Raw genomic sequence first — 17,973 nt, 5'->3', positions numbered from 1 at the left:
TTGAATACCCTAAACACGTCGCGATCGACTCCAAATCACAACAAGGCTCACCTAAACAACATGGTAAAACCTGAGGGACAAGAACCCGAGCAGTTCAATCCGCAGCCACAACAGACCCTAGTAACGCCATCAGAAATTATTCTGCAAACCAGACAGCAGTTTAGTACTTATATTCATGTTCTGGCCACGCTATTGGTTCTGCCATTTGCACTTTTGCAGTTTTCACAGGGCAATATGCTCCTGACTCTGGCTATTCTGGTCTTTGCACTCTATAACAGTGTGGTTGCGTACGTCCTTTTTAAACATCAACACTACCTTTTCAATGGTTGGGGGCTCGTGCTGCTTTCCTCCGGACTGGTACTGTATTCCTGCACGTTAAATGGTTTGATTGGCCTGCTGTGGGCCTACCCCGCAATTGCCACATATTTTCTCCTGTTGCCCTTACGTCAAGCGACAATCGGTGCTTTGATCTTTTTTAGCGCAGTAACAACCATTGCTATGCTAACTCAGGATCCCACTATTGCCATCCGCTTGGTCGCGACTCAACTACTGTGTATCGGTTTTGCCGTCATGTTTTCCTGGTTGTTGACGGCTCAACAACGAAAGCTCGTTTCAATCGCAACCACCGATCCGCTAACGGGCTGCAGCAACCGTCTTGAACTAAATGCAGCACTGGAAGAATCAACCTATTCCAGACACCGCTATCAGATACCGTCGAGTCTGATCATTCTGGATTTGGACCATTTTAAACAGGTCAACGACAGCATCGGTCATACAGAAGGGGATCGCTTGCTGAAAGCGCTAGCAAAACTACTCACAAGCCGTTTGCGCGTCTCTGACAAGTTATTCCGCTACGGTGGTGAGGAGTTCATTGCACTGCTGCCCAACACCCGTCTCATCGATGCCCACACCCTGGCAGAAGCCTTGAGAACAGGTGTGGAGGATGGCAAGTTTCAACTTTCTGCCTCGAAACTGAAACCACCACAACGCATTACCATCAGCGCCGGTGTCGCCGAAATCAACGCCGGGGAAGGTTGGGAGAACTGGTTGATGCGGGCGGATGAAGCACTGTACCAAGCCAAACATCAAGGCCGCAATATCGTGGTTGTCAGTCCAAATCTATCACCCAAACCGGTCTCTTTGGGATGATCAATGGGCATTAATTAAAGCTGATTTCTCTCGAAACTGGCGGTAACTCCGGACAACCTCATCGGGTACTTCCAGTTGCGGATAGTGGCCAACACCGGCGATTCGAACCACATAAGGTTTAGCGACACTTTGAGCATAGCGGTCCGCCATGCGCGCACCTGAAATAGGGTCGGCAATGCCGTTGATAAAGCAAAGGGGCACTGGCGCATTCAGCGCTTTCACCCAACGATTGCGCATACACCGCCGCTCCTCCATGTAGCGGATTAATTTATGGGTAATAGCGCGGCCATTGTTGTAATTAACCAAATACCAAAGGTCATGTAATTGCTGTGCGGTCGGCTGGGTATGAGCGCCAAAGATATGACACATATTCCAGCGGAATGACCCCTCGGTAATAAACCGGCTCACGACCGAGCCTAACGGACTGGCGAGCAGACGTTGCACCAATGCCGGTTGATGCTCTTCCGGAAATAATCCGCCATTCAAAAAGGCAACCGAAGCAACCTCCGGGGTTGGCTTACTCACTGCATCCAGCGACATTTGTCGCGCCAGCAGCTCTTGAGCGACACTCACACCGTAATCATGGCAGAGAATATGGTATCGACCAATCCCCATTTCCCGCATGAACCCCTCTATCAGGTTCGCCTGATCAAGTATGCTGTAGCGATAATTTAACGGTTTGTCAGAAAACCCAAAACCGATCAAATCCAATGCAATGACTTTATAATTTGCGGTCAGTTCTGGCCATATTTCATGCCAGTCCCAAGATGCCGTAGGGAAGCCATGAATCAACAAAAGGGGTTCACCCTGCCCTTCAATTCGACAGAAAATGGAATGGTCAGCATAACCGAACCATTTACCCTGCTGCTGCCATTGACTAAGCCCAGCGCTGATATCTGCGGCAATTTTTTGACTGCTCAGTACGCTCAATCCGGCCATAATTCTCTAAATTTATCCCCACAAATTTTTCAGCATCAACAAAACAGGTAAGCCTGTCAGCTTTTTTTGCACTGACAAACCAGGCTTAACCGCGATAAAGTCCAGTATTTCCAACGCTTTTAACAGAACAATCAAGAACCAGTTCACAAAAACGCCCTCGATTCTCCGCGTCCGGTTGCCCAACTGCAATACAGGTGTGACAACTTTTCACAGCTGTCAAAAATAGTTTACACCCAGAGGAAATACAATCTCTCCAGCGAACTTTATTCAACTCTACGAATCATAGTAACAGGTGTATATTAATCATACACTTAAATAGCAGATAATCGGGGAAGACCAATAATTGGCCTGGGATATGCTTGGGTAAAGTAAGTCAAAGCGGAGCCGATACCTACAATAAGGGCAAAGCGGGTTATCAAACTGCAGCCTTTGAAGTAAACGGCTTACCTGAATGAGAGGTAAAAACCATGCAATACACTACTGACCCTATCGTAGCACGTCTGGAACGTTTGTATTCTCTGAAAGTTGAGCAAATGGAAACCGCCAGCGAAGCGACTGATTCGTTAAAGTATCAGGTTTTGGCAGCAGAAGCGGCAGCACTGGGTGCGGCAATAGAAAGCCGCTCTACGGTAAAACTGGCCAACTGAACAGATAGGCATACACCACATTGAGAGCCACGTGACCGAATGAGTCACAATATGACCTTGAGCGACTGGAACTTGTAGCAGTCATTCACCTTTGCCGGTCGTTATCGAAAGACTTTTTTCGATTCATCCCGACGATATCGACCAAAGACTTCCAGCTCCCATGGCCTCATGGCGACAACCATACTCGTACCATGGCGTTCAGGGAGAGGTAAGGTCAAATCCTCCTGATGATAATGGCGAAAGTCCTGAATGAGGCGCTTTAATTTCTGTTGTATCAGTTCATTCGCGTTACGAGACAGCATACCAGTTACAAATAACCGGATTTCACCCGGCTGATCAAACCTGCAATTGAGAAACTCCCGCTGAACTTCTCCTTCAAAAAAGCGCTGAATAGGGCCATTTTTGATCCATTTGAAATCATAGGTTACGAGTGCTTTGGTACGATTCCCGGGCAACAGTTCGATGAGCCTGATCGCATCCAGGCGGGCCATGCAACCGATAAGTTCGGTATACGAGTAATCATAAACCGCCAATATCTCATCAAAGGACCAACGGTTAAGCACAGAAATTGCTGCAAGTAACAGCTTGGCGTCTGACACCAGCAACTGCTCCTGTTCTACCGTCAACTGACTAATATGGCTGATCGTGTGCATTTCTCGCAATAGGTCAGATATTTCAATACCCAACATTTCGCACACTTGATCCAGCCGCCGCAAGGAAAACTGCTTCTCGGAAAACAAACGCTTCACGCTCGCCTCCGAAAGGCGCAAGTGCTGGGCGACATCTTGATAGGTTTTACCGTTTTCTTTGAGCGCTTTCTTCAACCGATCAATAATTGCAGTGGTTTGCCCCATATGGCCCTTTCCCTTCGGTTGGTGTAGATGTTCAAGTTAGTGTGAATGTTCAAAATGGTCTGACTGCCAAAAAGTATTATACAGCAATACCATTAGTGCCACGCAAAGCAACAACTTCTTTTTGAGTTGTACATTTTTCACTCCAGATGCACACTTGCTGTCAATCCAACGCTTCAACTGAGTTTTTTGATTTTCAGATGAAGTTTCACCAATCACAGAGTGAGCAACATGATGTACGACGAACTGCAAAGCAACTCAAAATCCTGGCTATTTTTTGTAAAATCATCCTTTGTATGTGCATTGGTGGCGATGGCTGCCGGCATCATCTTCAGCCCTGCTGAATTAATGGTGAAAGGGTACCTGGGTGTCTGTGCACTTTTTCTGGTAAGTACCACCATCACCCTTTCCAAAACCATGCGAGACGAACATGAGCAAAGTCGTCTGGTCCATAAAATTTCTGAAGCTCGGACCCAACAATTGATCAAAGAATTCGGAGAAGCAGCATGAGCGTCTGGACCAAAATAAATACACTTTTCAGAGCATCGGCAGAAGAATCGGCAGAAAGCGTGGTGCGTGCCAACACCATGCGCATCTTTGCCCAGGAAATCAGAGATGCCGAGTCCGCGATCATTGCAGCCAAACACCAACTCGCTACCGTGATGGCAGAAAAAGCAAAGCTGGATCGACAGAATCGCAGCTTGCAGAGCGGCCTGGCCTTACGAGAGAAGCAAGCAATTGCTGCACTGGAAAAACAGCAGCACGGGCTGGCCGAAGAACTGGCAACGTTGATCGCTGACGACGAAGCCCTGCTGAAAGAACAACAAAAACAGGTAATACAATTAAGTCAGCAGGAACAACGCCTGAAACAACAATTGAAAAAAGCGATCACTGCAATACAAAATTATAAACGGGAACTGAACCTCGCTCGCGCAAATCAATTTGCAACGCAGTCTGCACGCAATTTGCAAATCACCTCGGGAGGCCTGGGTACGGCAATGGAACAAATGCAGGGTTCACTAACCCTGATCCAGAACCAGCAGACGGGAGCACAGGACTACCAGCAGGCACTGGATGAAATAAACATGGACCTCAGCGGAGAAAGCCTGGACAAGCAACTACAGAAGGCTGGAATTCAAAGCACATCCCGATCTGCAAACGCCGTGTTGGACAGGCTCCGTAAACAGAGCAGAGTTATTGAACAAGGCACCTCCGCAAGCTAAAAATGGACCTTGTTTCCGGTGGAAATCTATGCAGCGATGCACCTCTCAGCCCGCTCCGACAGGAGAATAGAGGATAGCGCCCCCCCTGTAAAAAAATTGAAATAAAGTGCCGCTATCCTCGTATCAATTTAACTGAAACTTGGGCACAGCGTATTACCGTGTTCGCCGTAATGCGGAGCCCCCCCCCCCTTCAAATCAAGCATCAGGGCAACCGGCCCATCGATGCCTACCCGCGGATTCAATCTGCTCATTCCCCGGAGAAAAACCTATGACCACAAATAAAAAAACCTTGCGAACCTTAACCCTGGGTGCAGTAATGGCGGCCGCTGTCGGTTGTGCAGCCCTGCAAAATGGCGACGACTCAGCAGCAATGAACAATAACGACCTTTACGAAGTTCATCACGAAGGTCGAATTTTTGTCTTTGATGACTTCGGCCTGTATCAGGATTTCTTGAAGCTTGGCGAAACCCCTTACACGTTAACCCGCATTGGCGCAGGCCCTAAAGGCGAAACGATCAAGTTTGGTCTGACCTCTGCAGACAAGAAGAAACAATCCGGTATCGCATCAGTTGATCTGGTAGATGGAAAACTGGCCCCGGCTGAAGCATTCTACGGCGAAATGCGAATGGAAGGTCGAATTTACGTCTTCGATAACTTGGAAGATATGCAAACCGTACGTAAAACCGGTGAAGCACCTTTACGTTACACGCAAATCGGAACCGGACCAAAAGGCGAAACGGTTGTATATGTGCTAAACAGCAGCAACAAGAAAAAGAAACCGGTCGCGTTGATCGAACAATTCAACAAGCACAATTCTTAAGCACCAAATTCAAGGGCAGAGCTTCAGAACAATCCTCTCGCCCTGATCAACAAGCCAGGTAAATGACAAGCCAGTCCCAAGACTGGCTTGCCGCGTTGTCAGCGGTTGAGCACCTTCTCAATCGTTGCCACTAACTGTTCTGGATTAAAGGGCTTCACCAACCAGCCCGTAGCACCAGCCTGTTTGCCCTTGGTCTTTTGCTCGGCCGAACTCTCCGTGGTTAGCATGAGTATCGGCGTAAATTTGTATGCGCTTTTTTTACGCAACTCCGCGACAAAGCTGTAACCATCCATACCCGGCATGTTGACGTCGGAGATGACCAGATCACAAGCCTGCCCTTCTGCTTTGGTGAGTGCTGCTTGCGCATCCGTCGCAGCCAAAACCTCATATCCGCTGCGCTTCAGGGTAAACTCCAACATTTGCCGGATCGATGCGGAATCATCAACAATCAGTACTTTTTTCATTTGCAAAAGCCATATTTAAGTAAATTTAACATTTTTGTTCGCCTTATAGCGCCTCGGCTGGTACATTAACCGGTTTGGTGCTGCCCCGGAGTCCCCTGGTGGGACGGCCATTATCATGACACCAGCTGAATAAACGGATCACGCCAAACAAAAAACCACTACTTTTCTAATTAAAGCACGAATGGATCAACTTTCTAATCTATCACGTTCCGGCATGGTCCCGACACGCGACATTGTGATCTGAATCGGGTCATGATACGTAAAGTATATTTTATTGATATTACTGAATAATAAGTTTGCATCGAATCAATACGTTAAAACTCGGCATGTCCGTCGATTAAGAGCCATACTCCGGCTATTGCGTTCTACGACCAATATCAAATTTTGCATGCAGATTAGTCGTTTGGAAAAGGTTCAGTCGTTTCAGAAAAGTCTATTATTAACAGAAAAGTTTGGTTGTTACAGAAAATTTAAACAGTTACAGAATATTTAAGCAGTTACAGAATATTTAAGTTATTACCGAGGAGATGAACGGTGCCAGAGAAGATGGAATCCCATTACCGTCAGATTATTGAGGCAGTTGGTGAAAACCCTGATCGCGAAGGACTTAGAGACACCCCGGCGCGAGCGGCCAAGGCAATGGCCTTCCTGACTCGCGGTTACCATCAGAATCTCGAAGAAGTTGTCAACAACGCAACCTTTGAGTCGGATAACGATGAAATGGTTATTGTGCAGAATATTGAGCTGTACTCCATGTGCGAACACCATTTACTGCCGTTTGTCGGAAAATGCCACATTGCTTATTTGCCTCAGGGACGCGTACTCGGTTTATCCAAGTTTGCCCGGATCGTGGACATGTTCGCCCGGAGACTGCAAATTCAGGAAAATCTGACGCGAGAAATTGCGGAAGCGGTGCAACAGGTAACCCAGGCCCGTGGCGTTGGGGTTGTCATTGAAGCACAACATATGTGTATGATGATGAGGGGCGTCGAGAAACAGAATTCGGTCATGTCGACCTCCGTAATGCTCGGTGCGTTGCGCAACTCCCAGGCAACACGCAATGAATTCTTGACCCTGATTGGTAAACGCTAACCTGAATACGGGCGTATTTACAACACAGTATCAAAACGGAATAGTTCAACTACGACAGGAAAACAGTATGCAACCGGTATCTGATTTTACGGCAGAGATCAAAATCAAAAATCTACGCCTGAGGACCTATATCGGCATCAAAGATGACGAAATCCGCAACCAACAGGACGTCGTCATAAATGTCATAATCCAGTATGATGCAAGTAAGGCCATAACCGACAACTGCATCGAATCAGCCTTGAACTACCGGACCATCACCAAAAAAATCATTCAATACGTTCAAGAAGGCCGCTTTGCACTGCTGGAACGCATGACTCAGGATGTGCTGGATATCATCATGAGTCATGAGCAAGTCAATGAAGCACGGGTCGAGATCGATAAACCTCATGCATTACGGTTTTCCGATTCGGTATCCGTAAGCCTCATGGCCAGACGCGAACTTGATTCAGGGCTAAATTAAACTGCTTCACAACCAGACCGGTAAACAGAAGGAGCCTGTGCAATGATCTCTCACTCCCCGTCACCCAATGGTGTTGACCTGCTCAATGATCAGGACATTATTGGTATTTTGTCTTCAGTACGATGTATTGCCCTGGTGGGTGCGAGCGACGACCCGGAACGCCCCAGTCACTATGTGATGGCTTATCTTCAACACCGAGGATATCGAGTCATACCGGTAAGTCCCAGACTGGCAGGGGAAACGCTGTTAGGTGAAACCGTCTACAGCGATGTCGCAAGCATCCCGACTGATATTCAGCTCGACATGGTCGAGCTTTTTATCAATGCCCAGCGAGTTCCTGCAGTGGCCGAACAGGCAATTGAGCGACCTGTAAAGGTTGTCTGGATGCAGCTTGGCGTGATCGACCAGATCTCAGCACAGAAGCTCCGTCAGAATGATATTGTTGTCGCGATGAATCGTTGCCCGAAGATCGAAATCCCCAGGCTGGGGCTGTAAGAGGGATTCACCGACAGGTTTTACCCTGTCGGTATAGACACACTCACTTTTCGAAGAAGAACTTCGAGTCGCCAAAAGCAGGCTTCAAATGATGCAACCAGGTTGCGTTTTCATCGTACTTGGCAAAAAACGGTTTTTGCACCCAATCCGAATCACGACCTTGCAGGAATCGCAGTACAAACACTTTTTCACCCGCCACCTCGGTCACGCCCTGGATTTCTACCTTTCCGGGCTCAGAACTCATGGATGGGCCTCGCACTGTTCGTGCCAGCCCCGATACCTGCTGTAACGCGTCCCGGTATATGGTCCAGGCCTGCGCGAGGGGCACTTCAAAATAGTGCCGTGCGCCAGTGTCCCGTTCTACAAACATGTAGTAAGGAATAACCCCCAGCTTAACCTGGGTCTTCCACATTTGCGCCCAAACCTCGGCACTGTCATTAATATTTTTGAGCAATGGTCCCTGACTCCGGATTTGTGCACCCGTCGCGCGGATACGGCGAATCGCCGTGCGGGCGATCTCTGGCTCCATTTCACGCCAATGGTTGTAGTGGGCCATAAACGCCAGATGCTTACCGGATGCAATCAGTTTCTCGAAGACCATTAACAATTCATCGGCATCCGGATCAGTGACGAAACGCTGTGGCCAGAAAGTCAGTGATTTTGAACCGATCCGTATGGTTTGCACATGCTCCAGCTCTGGATCAAGCAAGGCTTCAAGGTAGACCCGCAGATTTTTGGTTTTCATAACCAGCGGGTCACCGCCGGTGATCAAAATATCCGTTACCTGAGGATTCGCTTTCAAGTACTCCACCATGGCACTGGCTTCACTGTTTGCGAATTTAAGGTCTTTGTCACCGATAAACTGGGCCCAGCGAAAACAAAATGTGCAGTATGTGTGACAGGTTTGCCCCTGACTGGGGAAAAACAGGACGGTTTCCCGGTATTTGTGCTGAATGCCCTGAACCGGCACACCATCAATTTTGGGAACATTCAAGTCCATCTGACCCGCCGGGTGGGGATTCAAGGTTTCCCGCACCTGATTCACTGCATCTTTTAATGCAACCTTGTCCCCCGTTTTCAGAATATCGGCAATTTGCTCGAACGTTTCCGGCATCAGCATTTCCTTTTGCGGAAACGTTAGACGAAAGATGGGGTCATTCTTCCAGTTGCTCCAGTCAATCAGCTCTTCACAAACATATTGATTTACCCGGAATGGCAGCACGTTGGCGACCACACGAATCGCCTCACGCTCATGGGCAGGCAGCGCTTGGATCTGGGGGATTTTATCCAGCTGACGTTCAGTATAAACCGTCAGTTTGGGGGCTTCGGCCGGTGCGACGGGAATCGAGTCCTGCAACGCGGCAGAGGAACGGGAAAGAGTTGCTGTTTCAGTCATAATATTCCTGAGAATGATATGAATGTATTTAGCCTTCAAACTATTAGAAATTAATGCAGATATCAGCGATCAAATGCACTGAATTGTGAAGACGCTCGGTATTAGTAATCGAAAGGCGAGGTATTGTACAAAAGATCAGGTGAATTTACGAATGAGAGGCGAAAATAAAGCATATTTTCCATACAGGTCTATCGAATTTAAGACAGAATTGAAGACCAACTAAATCGCTCCCGGTATAACTGGAGCTGCTTAAACTGTGGCATAAGCGACCACCCAAACCGGGAAGACAGCTTTCGTACCCGCTTCTCGAGTGTCTTTTTATCCTCCGCACAGGGCTGCTTGCCAGCGAATATAATCCAGTTGCCACTCTCTGTTGAGCAAACGCGAACATCAGGAAACAGCTCACACAAATAGCGCAACGAAGTTTGTTCACGCCGATGCTCCAACCAGCAATTCAAGACCAGCCAGCCTTGATCAGAAAGACGGTGATAGCACTGCTCCAAATAACCGGTATCGAACTGGTGACGATCGATACCGCCACTCAAAAACAGATCGCTCATGATCAAATCTACAGGACCTGTAACCGTTTGCTTGAAAAATCGACGAACATCGCTCTGCACAACCTCTAAACGCGAATCCCTTGGCAAGGCAAAAAACCGGTAGGCCACGTCGATAACGGCCTGCCGTAATTCGACAACCTGAACATGACTGTTTAGCAAATGATGATGCAAAAATGCCGGCAAACAGCCGCCACCAAGACCCAGAATCAGTATTCGTGACGGCTCGACAAATAATAGAGACAAAACCATTGCCCGAGTATAAGTGTGTTGCAGTAGATAGGGGTGCTCGAGGGAGAGACAACTTTGCTCATCATTGTCGCCAAACGCAAGCACTCTGCGGCTTCCGTCGTCAAAGACCTGAATCGGGCCGAGGGGATCATAAATCCGATAGATTTCGCGTCCGGCAATCGTCATATTGGTTTACACTGAACTCGCCGTACCTGACTGGACATAAAATACCTGACTGGGAAAAGTTACGCAGACCGAGACCAACCATGAAAAATCAACAGACCCTAGTCTACACTTTCATTTATCCGCCTGGCAAAGTCAGGGTCTATTGTAACAGCCCAGGCCTTTAAATTTAAAAGGAGCCATTTTTTTGCGTAGGTATCTTCCGTTAAATCTGCATTTTCTGCTGCTACTTGCCCTTTTTCGTGCGGGTTTTGCAGAGGCTGTGCTGCAATGGCAGGAAAATACCGAAACACTCGAAATCGGTTCTCAAATCCAATATATCGTTGATCAAAGCAATCAACTTACGATCGATGAAATACGCCATAATCAAACTCTGGAGTGGCAACGTACTCAGCTTCGCACCCCGTCTTTCGGCTTTTCCGATGCAACTTACTGGGTTCGGTTTACGATCACCAACAATGCGGAAACCACTCAGGACGTTTTTCTGGATGTCAGTTATGCCCTGCTGGATGAAGTGACTTTATATCAATTCTCCCACCCTGCTCAATCAACCGCAGTCACAATGGAGAATGGCGATAACCTGCCTTTCAAAGACAGACTCGTTGAACACAGAAAACTGCTGTTTCCACTCACGCTGACCGGCAGTACAACGTTCGATATTTATTTGCGCATTCGTTCCACGAGCTCTATACAGATCCCCATGCAACTGTGGGCGAAGTCTACATTCTACAGTCACGATCAATATTCAATATTTGGCCACGGTGTTTATTACGGCATCGTGCTCGTAATGGCGCTGTACAACCTATTTCTTTATCTCCGCCTGGGGGATAGAACCTACCTGCTGTATGTCATCTATATCGCCGCATTTGCCATCACCCAGATGGCGTTGACGGGGTTTGCCTATCAGTTTTTCTGGCCGGATAGTCCACAGTGGAATCAATCGAGTATCGCGGTATTAACGCCTATTATTGTCGTTTTTGGCTGCCTGTTTATTTCTTATGCGCTCAAACTGAGGCTTTTTTACCCCCGAATTCACCTCTATTTCCTGGTTCTGATCAATTTCAATTTTTTCTGTTTCCTGGCTGCATTGTTTTTGAGCTATAACACCCTGATCAAGTTAGTTGCGCTTATGGTCATCGTCGCCTGCAGCTCTGCTCTGTATAGCAGTTATCATGTGTGGTTGACGAGCAGACAGCGCTATGCCGCACTCTTCTCGATTGCCTGGACCGTATTTCTGTTTGGCGTGGTCTGCCTGGCGCTCAATAAGTTTGGCTGGATACCCAGGAACTTTTTCACCGAGTCTGCCGCCCAGATCGGCTCCGCAATCGAAATCATGTTATTATCCTACGCCCTGGCCGAGCGCCTGCAAGACGCAAACCGACAGCGACTGGATGCAGAGCATGATGCTCTCGTTGCCAATGAACAGCTTCTGGCCGAACAACAGAAGCATTCGGCTCAGCTTGAGAGTACTGTGCAACAGCGCACACAAGAATTGACTCAGGCGCTGCACAAAGTACAGCAACTGAATAATGAGTTAATTGAAATCAGCGCTACAGACCCACTCACGGGCCTGAAAAACCGTCGCCGTATGGATGAAATTCTGGCCATAGAGCTGTCCCGCTCACGCCGGGATAAAACACCGCTAAGTGTGATTTTGCTGGATCTGGATCATTTCAAACGCATTAATGACCAATACGGTCACCCTTTCGGGGACAAGGTACTAAAACAAGTGAGCCAGATCATTATTAACAATATACGTCGCCCACCGGACGAAGCCTGTCGCTACGGTGGCGAAGAGTTGGTGATCATTTTGCCGCAGACGCCCCTGTCGGGCGCGCATATTGTTGCCGAAAAGATCCGCAAGCATATCGCCGCCACAGAAATGCAAACTGCAGATGAGAAACTACACGTGACAGCAAGCCTGGGGGTGGCCTGTTCAGATCCCAAAAGCGGCAGTTACAACGGCCCGGCACAACTGCTCGAAAAAGCGGACATTGCACTCTACGAGGCAAAAAGTGAAGGTCGGAATTGCACTGTGCTGAATTCATTCCGAAATATTTGAGGCACAACACTGCGGAAAAGCGCACCTTATATCAGACAATTCATTTTTATTACCAAGGTTAGGAAAATGACACTCCAAATTCGTGGTTTTACATTCTTTACCACACTGCTATTGGCCAGCCTGATATCACTTACATCCAGCCAGTCAGCACAAGCCGATATTCAGATCAATCGGGCCCCGGTAACGGATAACATGATGCAGTTGTTACTCTCCAAAGGCGTCTATCTTCATGACGGACACTACTGGTACGACAGTCATACCGGTCTTTGGGGTTATGATGGTGGCCCAGTTCAAGGGCAAATCTGGCCAGGGTTGCCAATTCAAGCGAAACTGCCAACCGACGCCTCCCGGGGCCAGACAGGTGTCTATATCAACAACCGGGAATTACAACTCAGCGAGCTGCATGCGTTGTCGACTTATATTCAACTTTCCAAACCCGGTCGATACTGGCTTCGTGCCAACGGCAAGGGCGGCATGGAAGGGCAACCCGCCAGTTTTGACCTGTCCCTGCGCCTGCCAGAGAATGCACCATCCTGGCACCTTGCCCAAGCGGATTGATTCAGGTTCTGGAGCACTACTCCAGAGCCTGATTGTGGATCACATCACCCAAAGGCACTAACACGCGGTGGTAGTTCACGACACCCGCTTTATAAGTTTCTGCCTGATCCACTTTGAAACCGCTTCGTTCGAATTTCAGAACATCACCATGCAGTAATGGGTCAGCAGGATCCATGTAATACGTAAATGGAGTCGAGCCCAGGTGTTTCCAGTGCACTAGCGGAACATCTTTCAACTTCCCACTGCTCTGATCATAAACTTGCCGACTGGCGATACGCTTGACATAGACATGTGCACCGGCAGGATCCGATTGAAAAGTGATTTCTGATGACTGCCGCTTCAAGGACACTTTGATGGGAATTTCCTCACCAAATGGTATTTCCACTTGCACATGTTCGTCTTCATAACCCGCCTTGGTCGCTCGAAGCATCAACATGATTTTCTGCCGTGGCCAGAATGTCGATTTACGTTCAGCGGTTTCATCATACGTAAATTTTCGAATCAACGGGGTCTCCCCCATGTAACCAAATGCCGTCCCCCGGGCAATATCTTCTATCTCGACCCCTTCCGGCTCACTGATGACCTTGAGACTGGTTGTCCAGGGCTGTAACTGGAATGCAAAAACATTCGACTCCCCGCCCTTGATCGAAATCTCTTTGATCACCGGGAGATAGCCTTCCTTTTCGACTTTGACCGCACCAATATTGGCAAATTCCTGATTTACCGTGTCGGCAGTGTATTGCTGATGAAAAGGCGTATTAATAAATTTTCGATGCACCGGGTCTGCGGTGTAGTCCACGTCTTTGAGGTGATCTTCCACCAACTCGATGGTTCGACTGATATTCGGCGGCAGATTGGCATTATTTCGAGCAAGAGGAACATATTCTTTACTCAGTAACGGTAGCGCTTTATTGGAATTCCAATCCGTACGGGCCTCATCCTTGTTCTGGTAAAATGTGATTTTTGCCCCGGGAGGCGAGGTCTCAAAGGCAATGGTGGAATCCAGCTTATCCAACGCGATAATGGCTAAACCATCATTTTTTTCACCATTACGGATCCCCGCCAAGGTTTTCACCCCCGGACGGTAGCCTTCTTTCGTGGCTAACGCATGCACCCAGGTGGTTTCCACCCCGTCTTGGGTGAAGTAATCATTCGAGTTTTCGATCTTGTAGCTAACATCCGATACGACTTTTGCTTTCAACTGTCCCTGATTATTAATTAAACGGACTTCAGCACCCGGTGGCTTGGTTTTGATGGCAATCTGCGTGCTCGAACAACCGTACAAAAATAATGACAGGCAGAGCCAAACACATAGATTCGTGAGTCGTTTTCCCATGGAGTAATACCTCGCGCCTCGCTAAGCAATAAATTGTTTTTATCCCATTAAACAATCCCCGCACACACTCTTTTTCGTGGTGTTTATCGACGAGGAACCTGCCGGCTATTCCGCCGGCAAATCGATGAATATCGGCGGGTTAGGCAAATAAAGTTGAAACTTCTCCACCGACTCCTGGGTACGGTAACCTGTCTTTTTAATTTTCAATTGCAGGTTTACGTCCGAGGTATCCATCAAATCCAGTTTTTGTGAGAGCCTGGTCAGGTCATCCCATTTCAATTCCAGTTCCAGAGGCGTTCGCCCCAAAAATCCGAGGGATCGCTCGTAAACCGCCGCCCCCTCGGGCCAGGTATTCAAGCGTAAAGTACCCACAATTTCTTCCAATTGAAAGAAAAAGCGATTCTCTTTATTGGGTTCTATTTCGATCTGTTTACGCAGGGTTTTAAACCCTTCCTGTTTTAATACCAGGTCGATAAAGCGAATGTCATCAGAAACAATATGGCGGCGATTGGCAAAGGTGGTTTGGGATGCAATTTTAGAAGGATTCGTGAGCTCTACAGGATCACCAAGACTATCGTACATTTCCATTTGCGCACTGGGCGGATTGGTTTCAACCAGCACCGTCGTGGGAACGGAATGCAACGTGACCATGATCGTCTGGTCTTTTTTCACATTCAACAAATCCACTTTTTCAGTCTGATAACCGGCCTTGGTCAAGGTTAAATTCAATGACTCGCGCTTGGTCGGTGCATCCCGCCCCACCTGAACCGTCAGGTCGGTCACCCCCAAATCCCCCAACTGCAAATCATTAACTGCAGCACCAGGCGGATCTGATTTAATGTGCACCAGATGACTCGAACATGCGCTTACGAGCAGGAAAGCGAGCATCAGAAATCCCTTGATAACATAACGCAAACCGATCAACCGAAGTCCCCCTTATCCATTAACACTCTAAATTCGCAAACCAAACTTGTTTCAGTAGCTCACAAGACGCACTGGCATGTGACTGAAACACAGGATCTCATACAAAGTTTAGACCAATATGACATGGCTTTAACATGCGGCTTACAAATGAAGCCTTTAAATCGTAATCACGACTCAACGATCACGTAATGGTTCTCGACAAGCCCACACAACAAACTTGCTGTTACCCGCTGCAACATCGATATGTCTAAAATAGCGTTTGAGGGAAAGGTGATAGCCCAGATGTCGATTTCCTACGACCCAAAACTGCCCGTCATTACGCAAACACCGGCTGGCCCCGGAAAACATTTTTAGCGCGATCTGAGTATGCACTTTATTCCCTTCATGAAACGGGGGGTTGCATAAAATAAGGTCAACCTCATCACCAAATCCATCCAATGCATCCCCCGGCATAAAATGGGCCGCATTTTGCAACGGATTATTCAGAAACGAGACTTCCGCACTGTGTACCGCCAGAAAGGAATCGTCAATAAAATAAAGTTCGGCAGCAGGATTCCTCCAGCCAGCAAAGAGACCCAGAGCACCGTTTCCACACCCCAAATCAACAATACGGCTGGCCTTCGCAGTATCAGGGAAATGCTCCAGCAAAAACCGGGTACCAATATCCAGCTTCTGTTGTGAAAACACATTGGCATGAGAAACCAATTGCAAAGGCGAATCAGGAACACCGTATACCGTCGCCTCAGGAAACTCCGGTTCCAGAGTTTCATCCAGCTGGCAAAAGAGCAAACGGGCTTTTTTTTCCGCAAGCGATGCCTGCACCGGGCCAATATACTGCTCAAACAGTTCACTCATGGAAGGGGTCATGTGTTTGACCATCCCCCCTGCCACAATCAAGGTGTCAGAACGGACATGCTGGCGCAGATGAGCGAGTTGGAATGCCAGTAGAGACAGTGTTTTCGGCAGTTGCAGGAGAACAACATCATAAGTACCGGAGAGTGAATCTATGCTGGACAAAACGTCCACCCTGTCCGATTCAATCTGATTCCGTTGCAAATTAAGCTGAAGCGATTGCGTGCCAGTATAGTAATCCCCCCAACTTTCCGGCTCATAATGATGCAAAGAAACTGCAAGCGCACCACAAGCATCATTCACCACAAGAATCCGGGGAAATTCGACCGGGCAATGTTGTTTAAGGTGATTCAGCAACAATTCATCCGCAGCATTCCAGGCACGCAACGGTGATTTGGGGTGAAAGTTAGACGGGCGCAAATCGAATTGCCCGAACTCAGTCTTGAATAGCGTATCACTCATGGTGTGAGGCATTCTCCGCAAACAGCACAAAAGATGCCTATTGTAGCGGTTTCCTCACCGGGAGGCTAAATTCTGGCTAAAGTGGAGTATTTTCGGTCTTCAGCGCTAAACGTAACTCCAGTACAGACCGGTGCCAACGTTCGAATTCGGGTAATTGATACCACAACTCGCGAAGCTCAGAGGCATCTCCGAGAATTCGATTCGTCACTGAATTACACAGGTGCAAGTATTTTTGCGACAGTACCGTACGACCTTGCTGATGAATCCAGGAATCAAATACCACGAAACCGCTTTTCTCAATTGAGTCAGCAGAACCAAGTCGCTTCAGGGTTTCCATCGCGGCTAACGCTTCGCTCGCCAGAACAAGGTCAAGATACTGTACACTGATTGCAGCCGTTAAGGTGTTTTCGATATAGCCCATACCATTACGGGCTTCAAAAGATTGACACCATTGCCGGCCATAATAATTTTCCAGTGGCCCGATGCCATAGGCGCGTAAAAGCCGTTTTTGAATGGTACGCTGCTGCGCAGCAATATTCTGATACCGTCCCAATTGGCCCACACAAACAAAGTTGGCCCACATTAACACGACAACCAGCACGGCCACTACAACCTCTGGCCAACTTACTGCGCCGGACTTGGTGAGCAGGAACACACTCCAAACCACACAAGTCCCCAGGCAAACCGTTTGCGCAATTTGCCAGTACGGGTTCGTTTGAGTACTGCTGAAAGAGAGGTTGGACACGTAACAGGCAAAAGCAGGTAACAAGATTATGAAGGCAAGCAGTATTTTGAATGACCAGTGTAATTCCGTTAATTCTACGGTGTACTCGTAAACCGCAAACATGAACAACACAGTAATGGCCGACCAGTTTACACGCGTCAAAATGGAACACTGTGCAAACAGCGTTTCTGCCGTTTTAGCTGAAAACAAGCGTGGGGTTTCATCCATGACAGATTCCCGAACGACCATACACGACCTCATAACTACCCGCTCAACAGGACACATCTATACATCCCGAATACCTGGCAATTTTAGCGAAGTTCTGTCGGCAAAACAGTGCGACTTTCGGCTACCCTGGCCATGTAACCAGGACAATTAAACCACTCGTAACCCACCCATGTCCTCACAGAGCTAACAAAATGGCACATTTGCCTAAAAACCAAAAACTGTCTTAAATACTCAGTACCGAGTAACAAAAAACGCTGACAAACCACCTGGAATTAGATGGAACGTACACTGATACCACTGAGTGTGCGGTTCGAATTGGA

At 47.9% G+C, this 17,973-nt stretch carries 19 protein-coding genes; 10 read left to right on the top strand and 9 right to left on the bottom strand.

Annotated features, from left to right (window positions below; genetic code table 11):
* Positions 1-60 precede the first annotated feature (60 nt).
* Entirely contained in the window at positions 61-1,149 is a 1,089-nt protein-coding gene (locus OLMES_RS02065) for a GGDEF domain-containing protein (protein ID WP_157678108.1), read from the top strand.
* On the opposite strand, the gene OLMES_RS02060 is transcribed toward OLMES_RS02065, so the two are convergent.
* Positions 1,150-2,088, bottom strand: coding sequence for an alpha/beta fold hydrolase (locus tag OLMES_RS02060; protein ID WP_087459720.1), 939 nt, complete (start codon positions 2,086-2,088; stop codon positions 1,150-1,152).
* Positions 2,089-2,555: 467 nt separating this feature from the next.
* On the opposite strand from OLMES_RS02060, the gene OLMES_RS02055 reads away from it, so the two are divergent.
* On the top strand, positions 2,556-2,735 hold the full coding sequence (locus tag OLMES_RS02055; protein WP_087459719.1) for a hypothetical protein: 180 nt from the start codon (positions 2,556-2,558) through the stop codon (positions 2,733-2,735).
* A 101-nt stretch (positions 2,736-2,836) separates the two neighbouring features.
* On the opposite strand, the gene OLMES_RS02050 is transcribed toward OLMES_RS02055, so the two are convergent.
* Entirely contained in the window at positions 2,837-3,589 is a 753-nt protein-coding gene (locus OLMES_RS02050) for a helix-turn-helix domain-containing protein (protein WP_087459718.1), read from the bottom strand.
* Positions 3,590-3,817: 228 nt separating this feature from the next.
* Here OLMES_RS02050 and OLMES_RS02045 point away from each other — a divergent pair, with 228 nt between their 5' ends.
* From OLMES_RS02045 to OLMES_RS02035, 3 genes are all read left to right on the top strand, one after another.
* Positions 3,818-4,096, top strand: coding sequence for a YiaA/YiaB family inner membrane protein (locus OLMES_RS02045; RefSeq protein ID WP_198343185.1), 279 nt, complete (start codon positions 3,818-3,820; stop codon positions 4,094-4,096).
* A complete protein-coding gene (locus tag OLMES_RS02040; protein WP_087459717.1) occupies positions 4,093-4,809 on the top strand; it encodes a PspA/IM30 family protein in 717 nt (238 codons plus the stop codon). Before OLMES_RS02045 ends, OLMES_RS02040 begins: the two co-directional genes overlap by 4 nt.
* Positions 4,810-5,077: 268 nt before the next feature.
* A complete protein-coding gene (locus OLMES_RS02035) occupies positions 5,078-5,629 on the top strand; it encodes a hypothetical protein (protein WP_087459716.1) in 552 nt (183 codons plus the stop codon).
* A 98-nt stretch (positions 5,630-5,727) separates the two neighbouring features.
* Here OLMES_RS02035 and OLMES_RS02030 read toward each other — a convergent pair whose 3' ends face one another.
* Entirely contained in the window at positions 5,728-6,093 is a 366-nt protein-coding gene (locus tag OLMES_RS02030) for a response regulator (protein WP_087459715.1), read from the bottom strand.
* 546 nt (positions 6,094-6,639) lie between these two features.
* Between OLMES_RS02030 and folE the strand changes: the two genes are divergently transcribed.
* From folE to OLMES_RS02015, 3 genes are all read left to right on the top strand, one after another.
* Positions 6,640-7,185, top strand: a complete 546-nt coding sequence (gene folE, locus OLMES_RS02025; protein WP_408635169.1) for a GTP cyclohydrolase I FolE — start codon at positions 6,640-6,642, stop codon at positions 7,183-7,185.
* Positions 7,186-7,252: 67 nt separating this feature from the next.
* Positions 7,253-7,645: a dihydroneopterin triphosphate 2'-epimerase gene (folX, locus tag OLMES_RS02020; RefSeq protein WP_087459713.1), complete on the top strand. Its 393-nt coding sequence runs from the start codon at positions 7,253-7,255 to the stop codon at positions 7,643-7,645.
* A gap of 42 nt (positions 7,646-7,687) precedes the next feature.
* The gene (locus tag OLMES_RS02015) at positions 7,688-8,140 is read left to right on the top strand and encodes a CoA-binding protein (RefSeq protein WP_087459712.1); all 453 of its coding nucleotides are present in this window, start codon (positions 7,688-7,690) and stop codon (positions 8,138-8,140) included.
* Between the two features lie 43 nt (positions 8,141-8,183).
* On the opposite strand, the gene OLMES_RS02010 is transcribed toward OLMES_RS02015, so the two are convergent.
* Together OLMES_RS02010 and OLMES_RS02005 are read right to left on the bottom strand one after the other, a co-directional pair.
* Positions 8,184-9,536 carry a KamA family radical SAM protein gene (locus OLMES_RS02010; protein WP_232465247.1) on the bottom strand — a complete coding sequence of 451 codons (1,353 nt, stop codon included), beginning with the start codon at positions 9,534-9,536 and terminating at the stop codon, positions 8,184-8,186.
* Positions 9,537-9,733: 197 nt separating this feature from the next.
* Positions 9,734-10,510: a spermidine synthase gene (locus tag OLMES_RS02005; protein WP_087459711.1), complete on the bottom strand. Its 777-nt coding sequence runs from the start codon at positions 10,508-10,510 to the stop codon at positions 9,734-9,736.
* 184 nt (positions 10,511-10,694) lie between these two features.
* On the opposite strand from OLMES_RS02005, the gene OLMES_RS02000 reads away from it, so the two are divergent.
* Both OLMES_RS02000 and OLMES_RS01995 read left to right on the top strand, forming a co-directional pair.
* The gene (locus OLMES_RS02000; RefSeq protein ID WP_087459710.1) at positions 10,695-12,569 is read left to right on the top strand and encodes a sensor domain-containing diguanylate cyclase; all 1,875 of its coding nucleotides are present in this window, start codon (positions 10,695-10,697) and stop codon (positions 12,567-12,569) included.
* A gap of 66 nt (positions 12,570-12,635) precedes the next feature.
* Positions 12,636-13,127 carry a hypothetical protein gene (locus OLMES_RS01995; RefSeq protein ID WP_087459709.1) on the top strand — a complete coding sequence of 164 codons (492 nt, stop codon included), beginning with the start codon at positions 12,636-12,638 and terminating at the stop codon, positions 13,125-13,127.
* Between the two features lie 16 nt (positions 13,128-13,143).
* Here the strand turns inward: OLMES_RS01995 and OLMES_RS01990 are convergent, their stop codons facing one another.
* The 4 genes from OLMES_RS01990 to OLMES_RS01975 form a co-directional block, all read right to left on the bottom strand.
* Positions 13,144-14,463, bottom strand: a complete 1,320-nt coding sequence (locus OLMES_RS01990) for a hypothetical protein (protein WP_087459708.1) — start codon at positions 14,461-14,463, stop codon at positions 13,144-13,146.
* 105 nt (positions 14,464-14,568) lie between these two features.
* Positions 14,569-15,387, bottom strand: coding sequence for a hypothetical protein (locus OLMES_RS01985; RefSeq protein WP_087459707.1), 819 nt, complete (start codon positions 15,385-15,387; stop codon positions 14,569-14,571).
* A gap of 174 nt (positions 15,388-15,561) precedes the next feature.
* Complete coding sequence (locus OLMES_RS01980; protein WP_157678107.1) at positions 15,562-16,701, bottom strand: methyltransferase; 1,140 nt, start codon at positions 16,699-16,701, stop codon at positions 15,562-15,564.
* A gap of 76 nt (positions 16,702-16,777) precedes the next feature.
* Positions 16,778-17,653: a DUF4259 domain-containing protein gene (locus tag OLMES_RS01975; protein ID WP_157678106.1), complete on the bottom strand. Its 876-nt coding sequence runs from the start codon at positions 17,651-17,653 to the stop codon at positions 16,778-16,780.
* Positions 17,654-17,973 lie beyond the last annotated feature (320 nt).

This window comes from Oleiphilus messinensis (assembly GCF_002162375.1).
In the GTDB taxonomy this organism is placed as follows: domain Bacteria; phylum Pseudomonadota; class Gammaproteobacteria; order Pseudomonadales; family Oleiphilaceae; genus Oleiphilus; species Oleiphilus messinensis.
The sequence above is the reverse complement of the archived record's forward strand: the minus strand, read 5'-3'. Positions and strand labels throughout refer to the sequence as shown.

What these genes read in the sequence shown, in the direction of transcription:
- OLMES_RS02065 (WP_157678108.1), top strand. Translation starts at nt 61, where the DNA reads ATGGTAAAACCTGAGGGACAAGAACCCGAGCAGTTCAATCCGCAGCCA.
- OLMES_RS02060 (WP_087459720.1), bottom strand. Translation starts at nt 2,088, where the DNA reads ATGGCCGGATTGAGCGTACTGAGCAGTCAAAAAATTGCCGCAGATATC.
- OLMES_RS02055 (WP_087459719.1), top strand. Translation starts at nt 2,556, where the DNA reads ATGCAATACACTACTGACCCTATCGTAGCACGTCTGGAACGTTTGTAT.
- OLMES_RS02050 (WP_087459718.1), bottom strand. Translation starts at nt 3,589, where the DNA reads ATGGGGCAAACCACTGCAATTATTGATCGGTTGAAGAAAGCGCTCAAA.
- OLMES_RS02045 (WP_198343185.1), top strand. Translation starts at nt 3,818, where the DNA reads ATGATGTACGACGAACTGCAAAGCAACTCAAAATCCTGGCTATTTTTT.
- OLMES_RS02040 (WP_087459717.1), top strand. Translation starts at nt 4,093, where the DNA reads ATGAGCGTCTGGACCAAAATAAATACACTTTTCAGAGCATCGGCAGAA.
- OLMES_RS02035 (WP_087459716.1), top strand. Translation starts at nt 5,078, where the DNA reads ATGACCACAAATAAAAAAACCTTGCGAACCTTAACCCTGGGTGCAGTA.
- OLMES_RS02030 (WP_087459715.1), bottom strand. Translation starts at nt 6,093, where the DNA reads ATGAAAAAAGTACTGATTGTTGATGATTCCGCATCGATCCGGCAAATG.
- folE (WP_408635169.1), top strand. Translation starts at nt 6,640, where the DNA reads ATGGAATCCCATTACCGTCAGATTATTGAGGCAGTTGGTGAAAACCCT.
- folX (WP_087459713.1), top strand. Translation starts at nt 7,253, where the DNA reads ATGCAACCGGTATCTGATTTTACGGCAGAGATCAAAATCAAAAATCTA.
- OLMES_RS02015 (WP_087459712.1), top strand. Translation starts at nt 7,688, where the DNA reads ATGATCTCTCACTCCCCGTCACCCAATGGTGTTGACCTGCTCAATGAT.
- OLMES_RS02010 (WP_232465247.1), bottom strand. Translation starts at nt 9,536, where the DNA reads ATGACTGAAACAGCAACTCTTTCCCGTTCCTCTGCCGCGTTGCAGGAC.
- OLMES_RS02005 (WP_087459711.1), bottom strand. Translation starts at nt 10,510, where the DNA reads ATGACGATTGCCGGACGCGAAATCTATCGGATTTATGATCCCCTCGGC.
- OLMES_RS01995 (WP_087459709.1), top strand. Translation starts at nt 12,636, where the DNA reads ATGACACTCCAAATTCGTGGTTTTACATTCTTTACCACACTGCTATTG.
- OLMES_RS01990 (WP_087459708.1), bottom strand. Translation starts at nt 14,463, where the DNA reads ATGGGAAAACGACTCACGAATCTATGTGTTTGGCTCTGCCTGTCATTA.
- OLMES_RS01980 (WP_157678107.1), bottom strand. Translation starts at nt 16,701, where the DNA reads ATGAGTGATACGCTATTCAAGACTGAGTTCGGGCAATTCGATTTGCGC.
- OLMES_RS01975 (WP_157678106.1), bottom strand. Translation starts at nt 17,653, where the DNA reads ATGGATGAAACCCCACGCTTGTTTTCAGCTAAAACGGCAGAAACGCTG.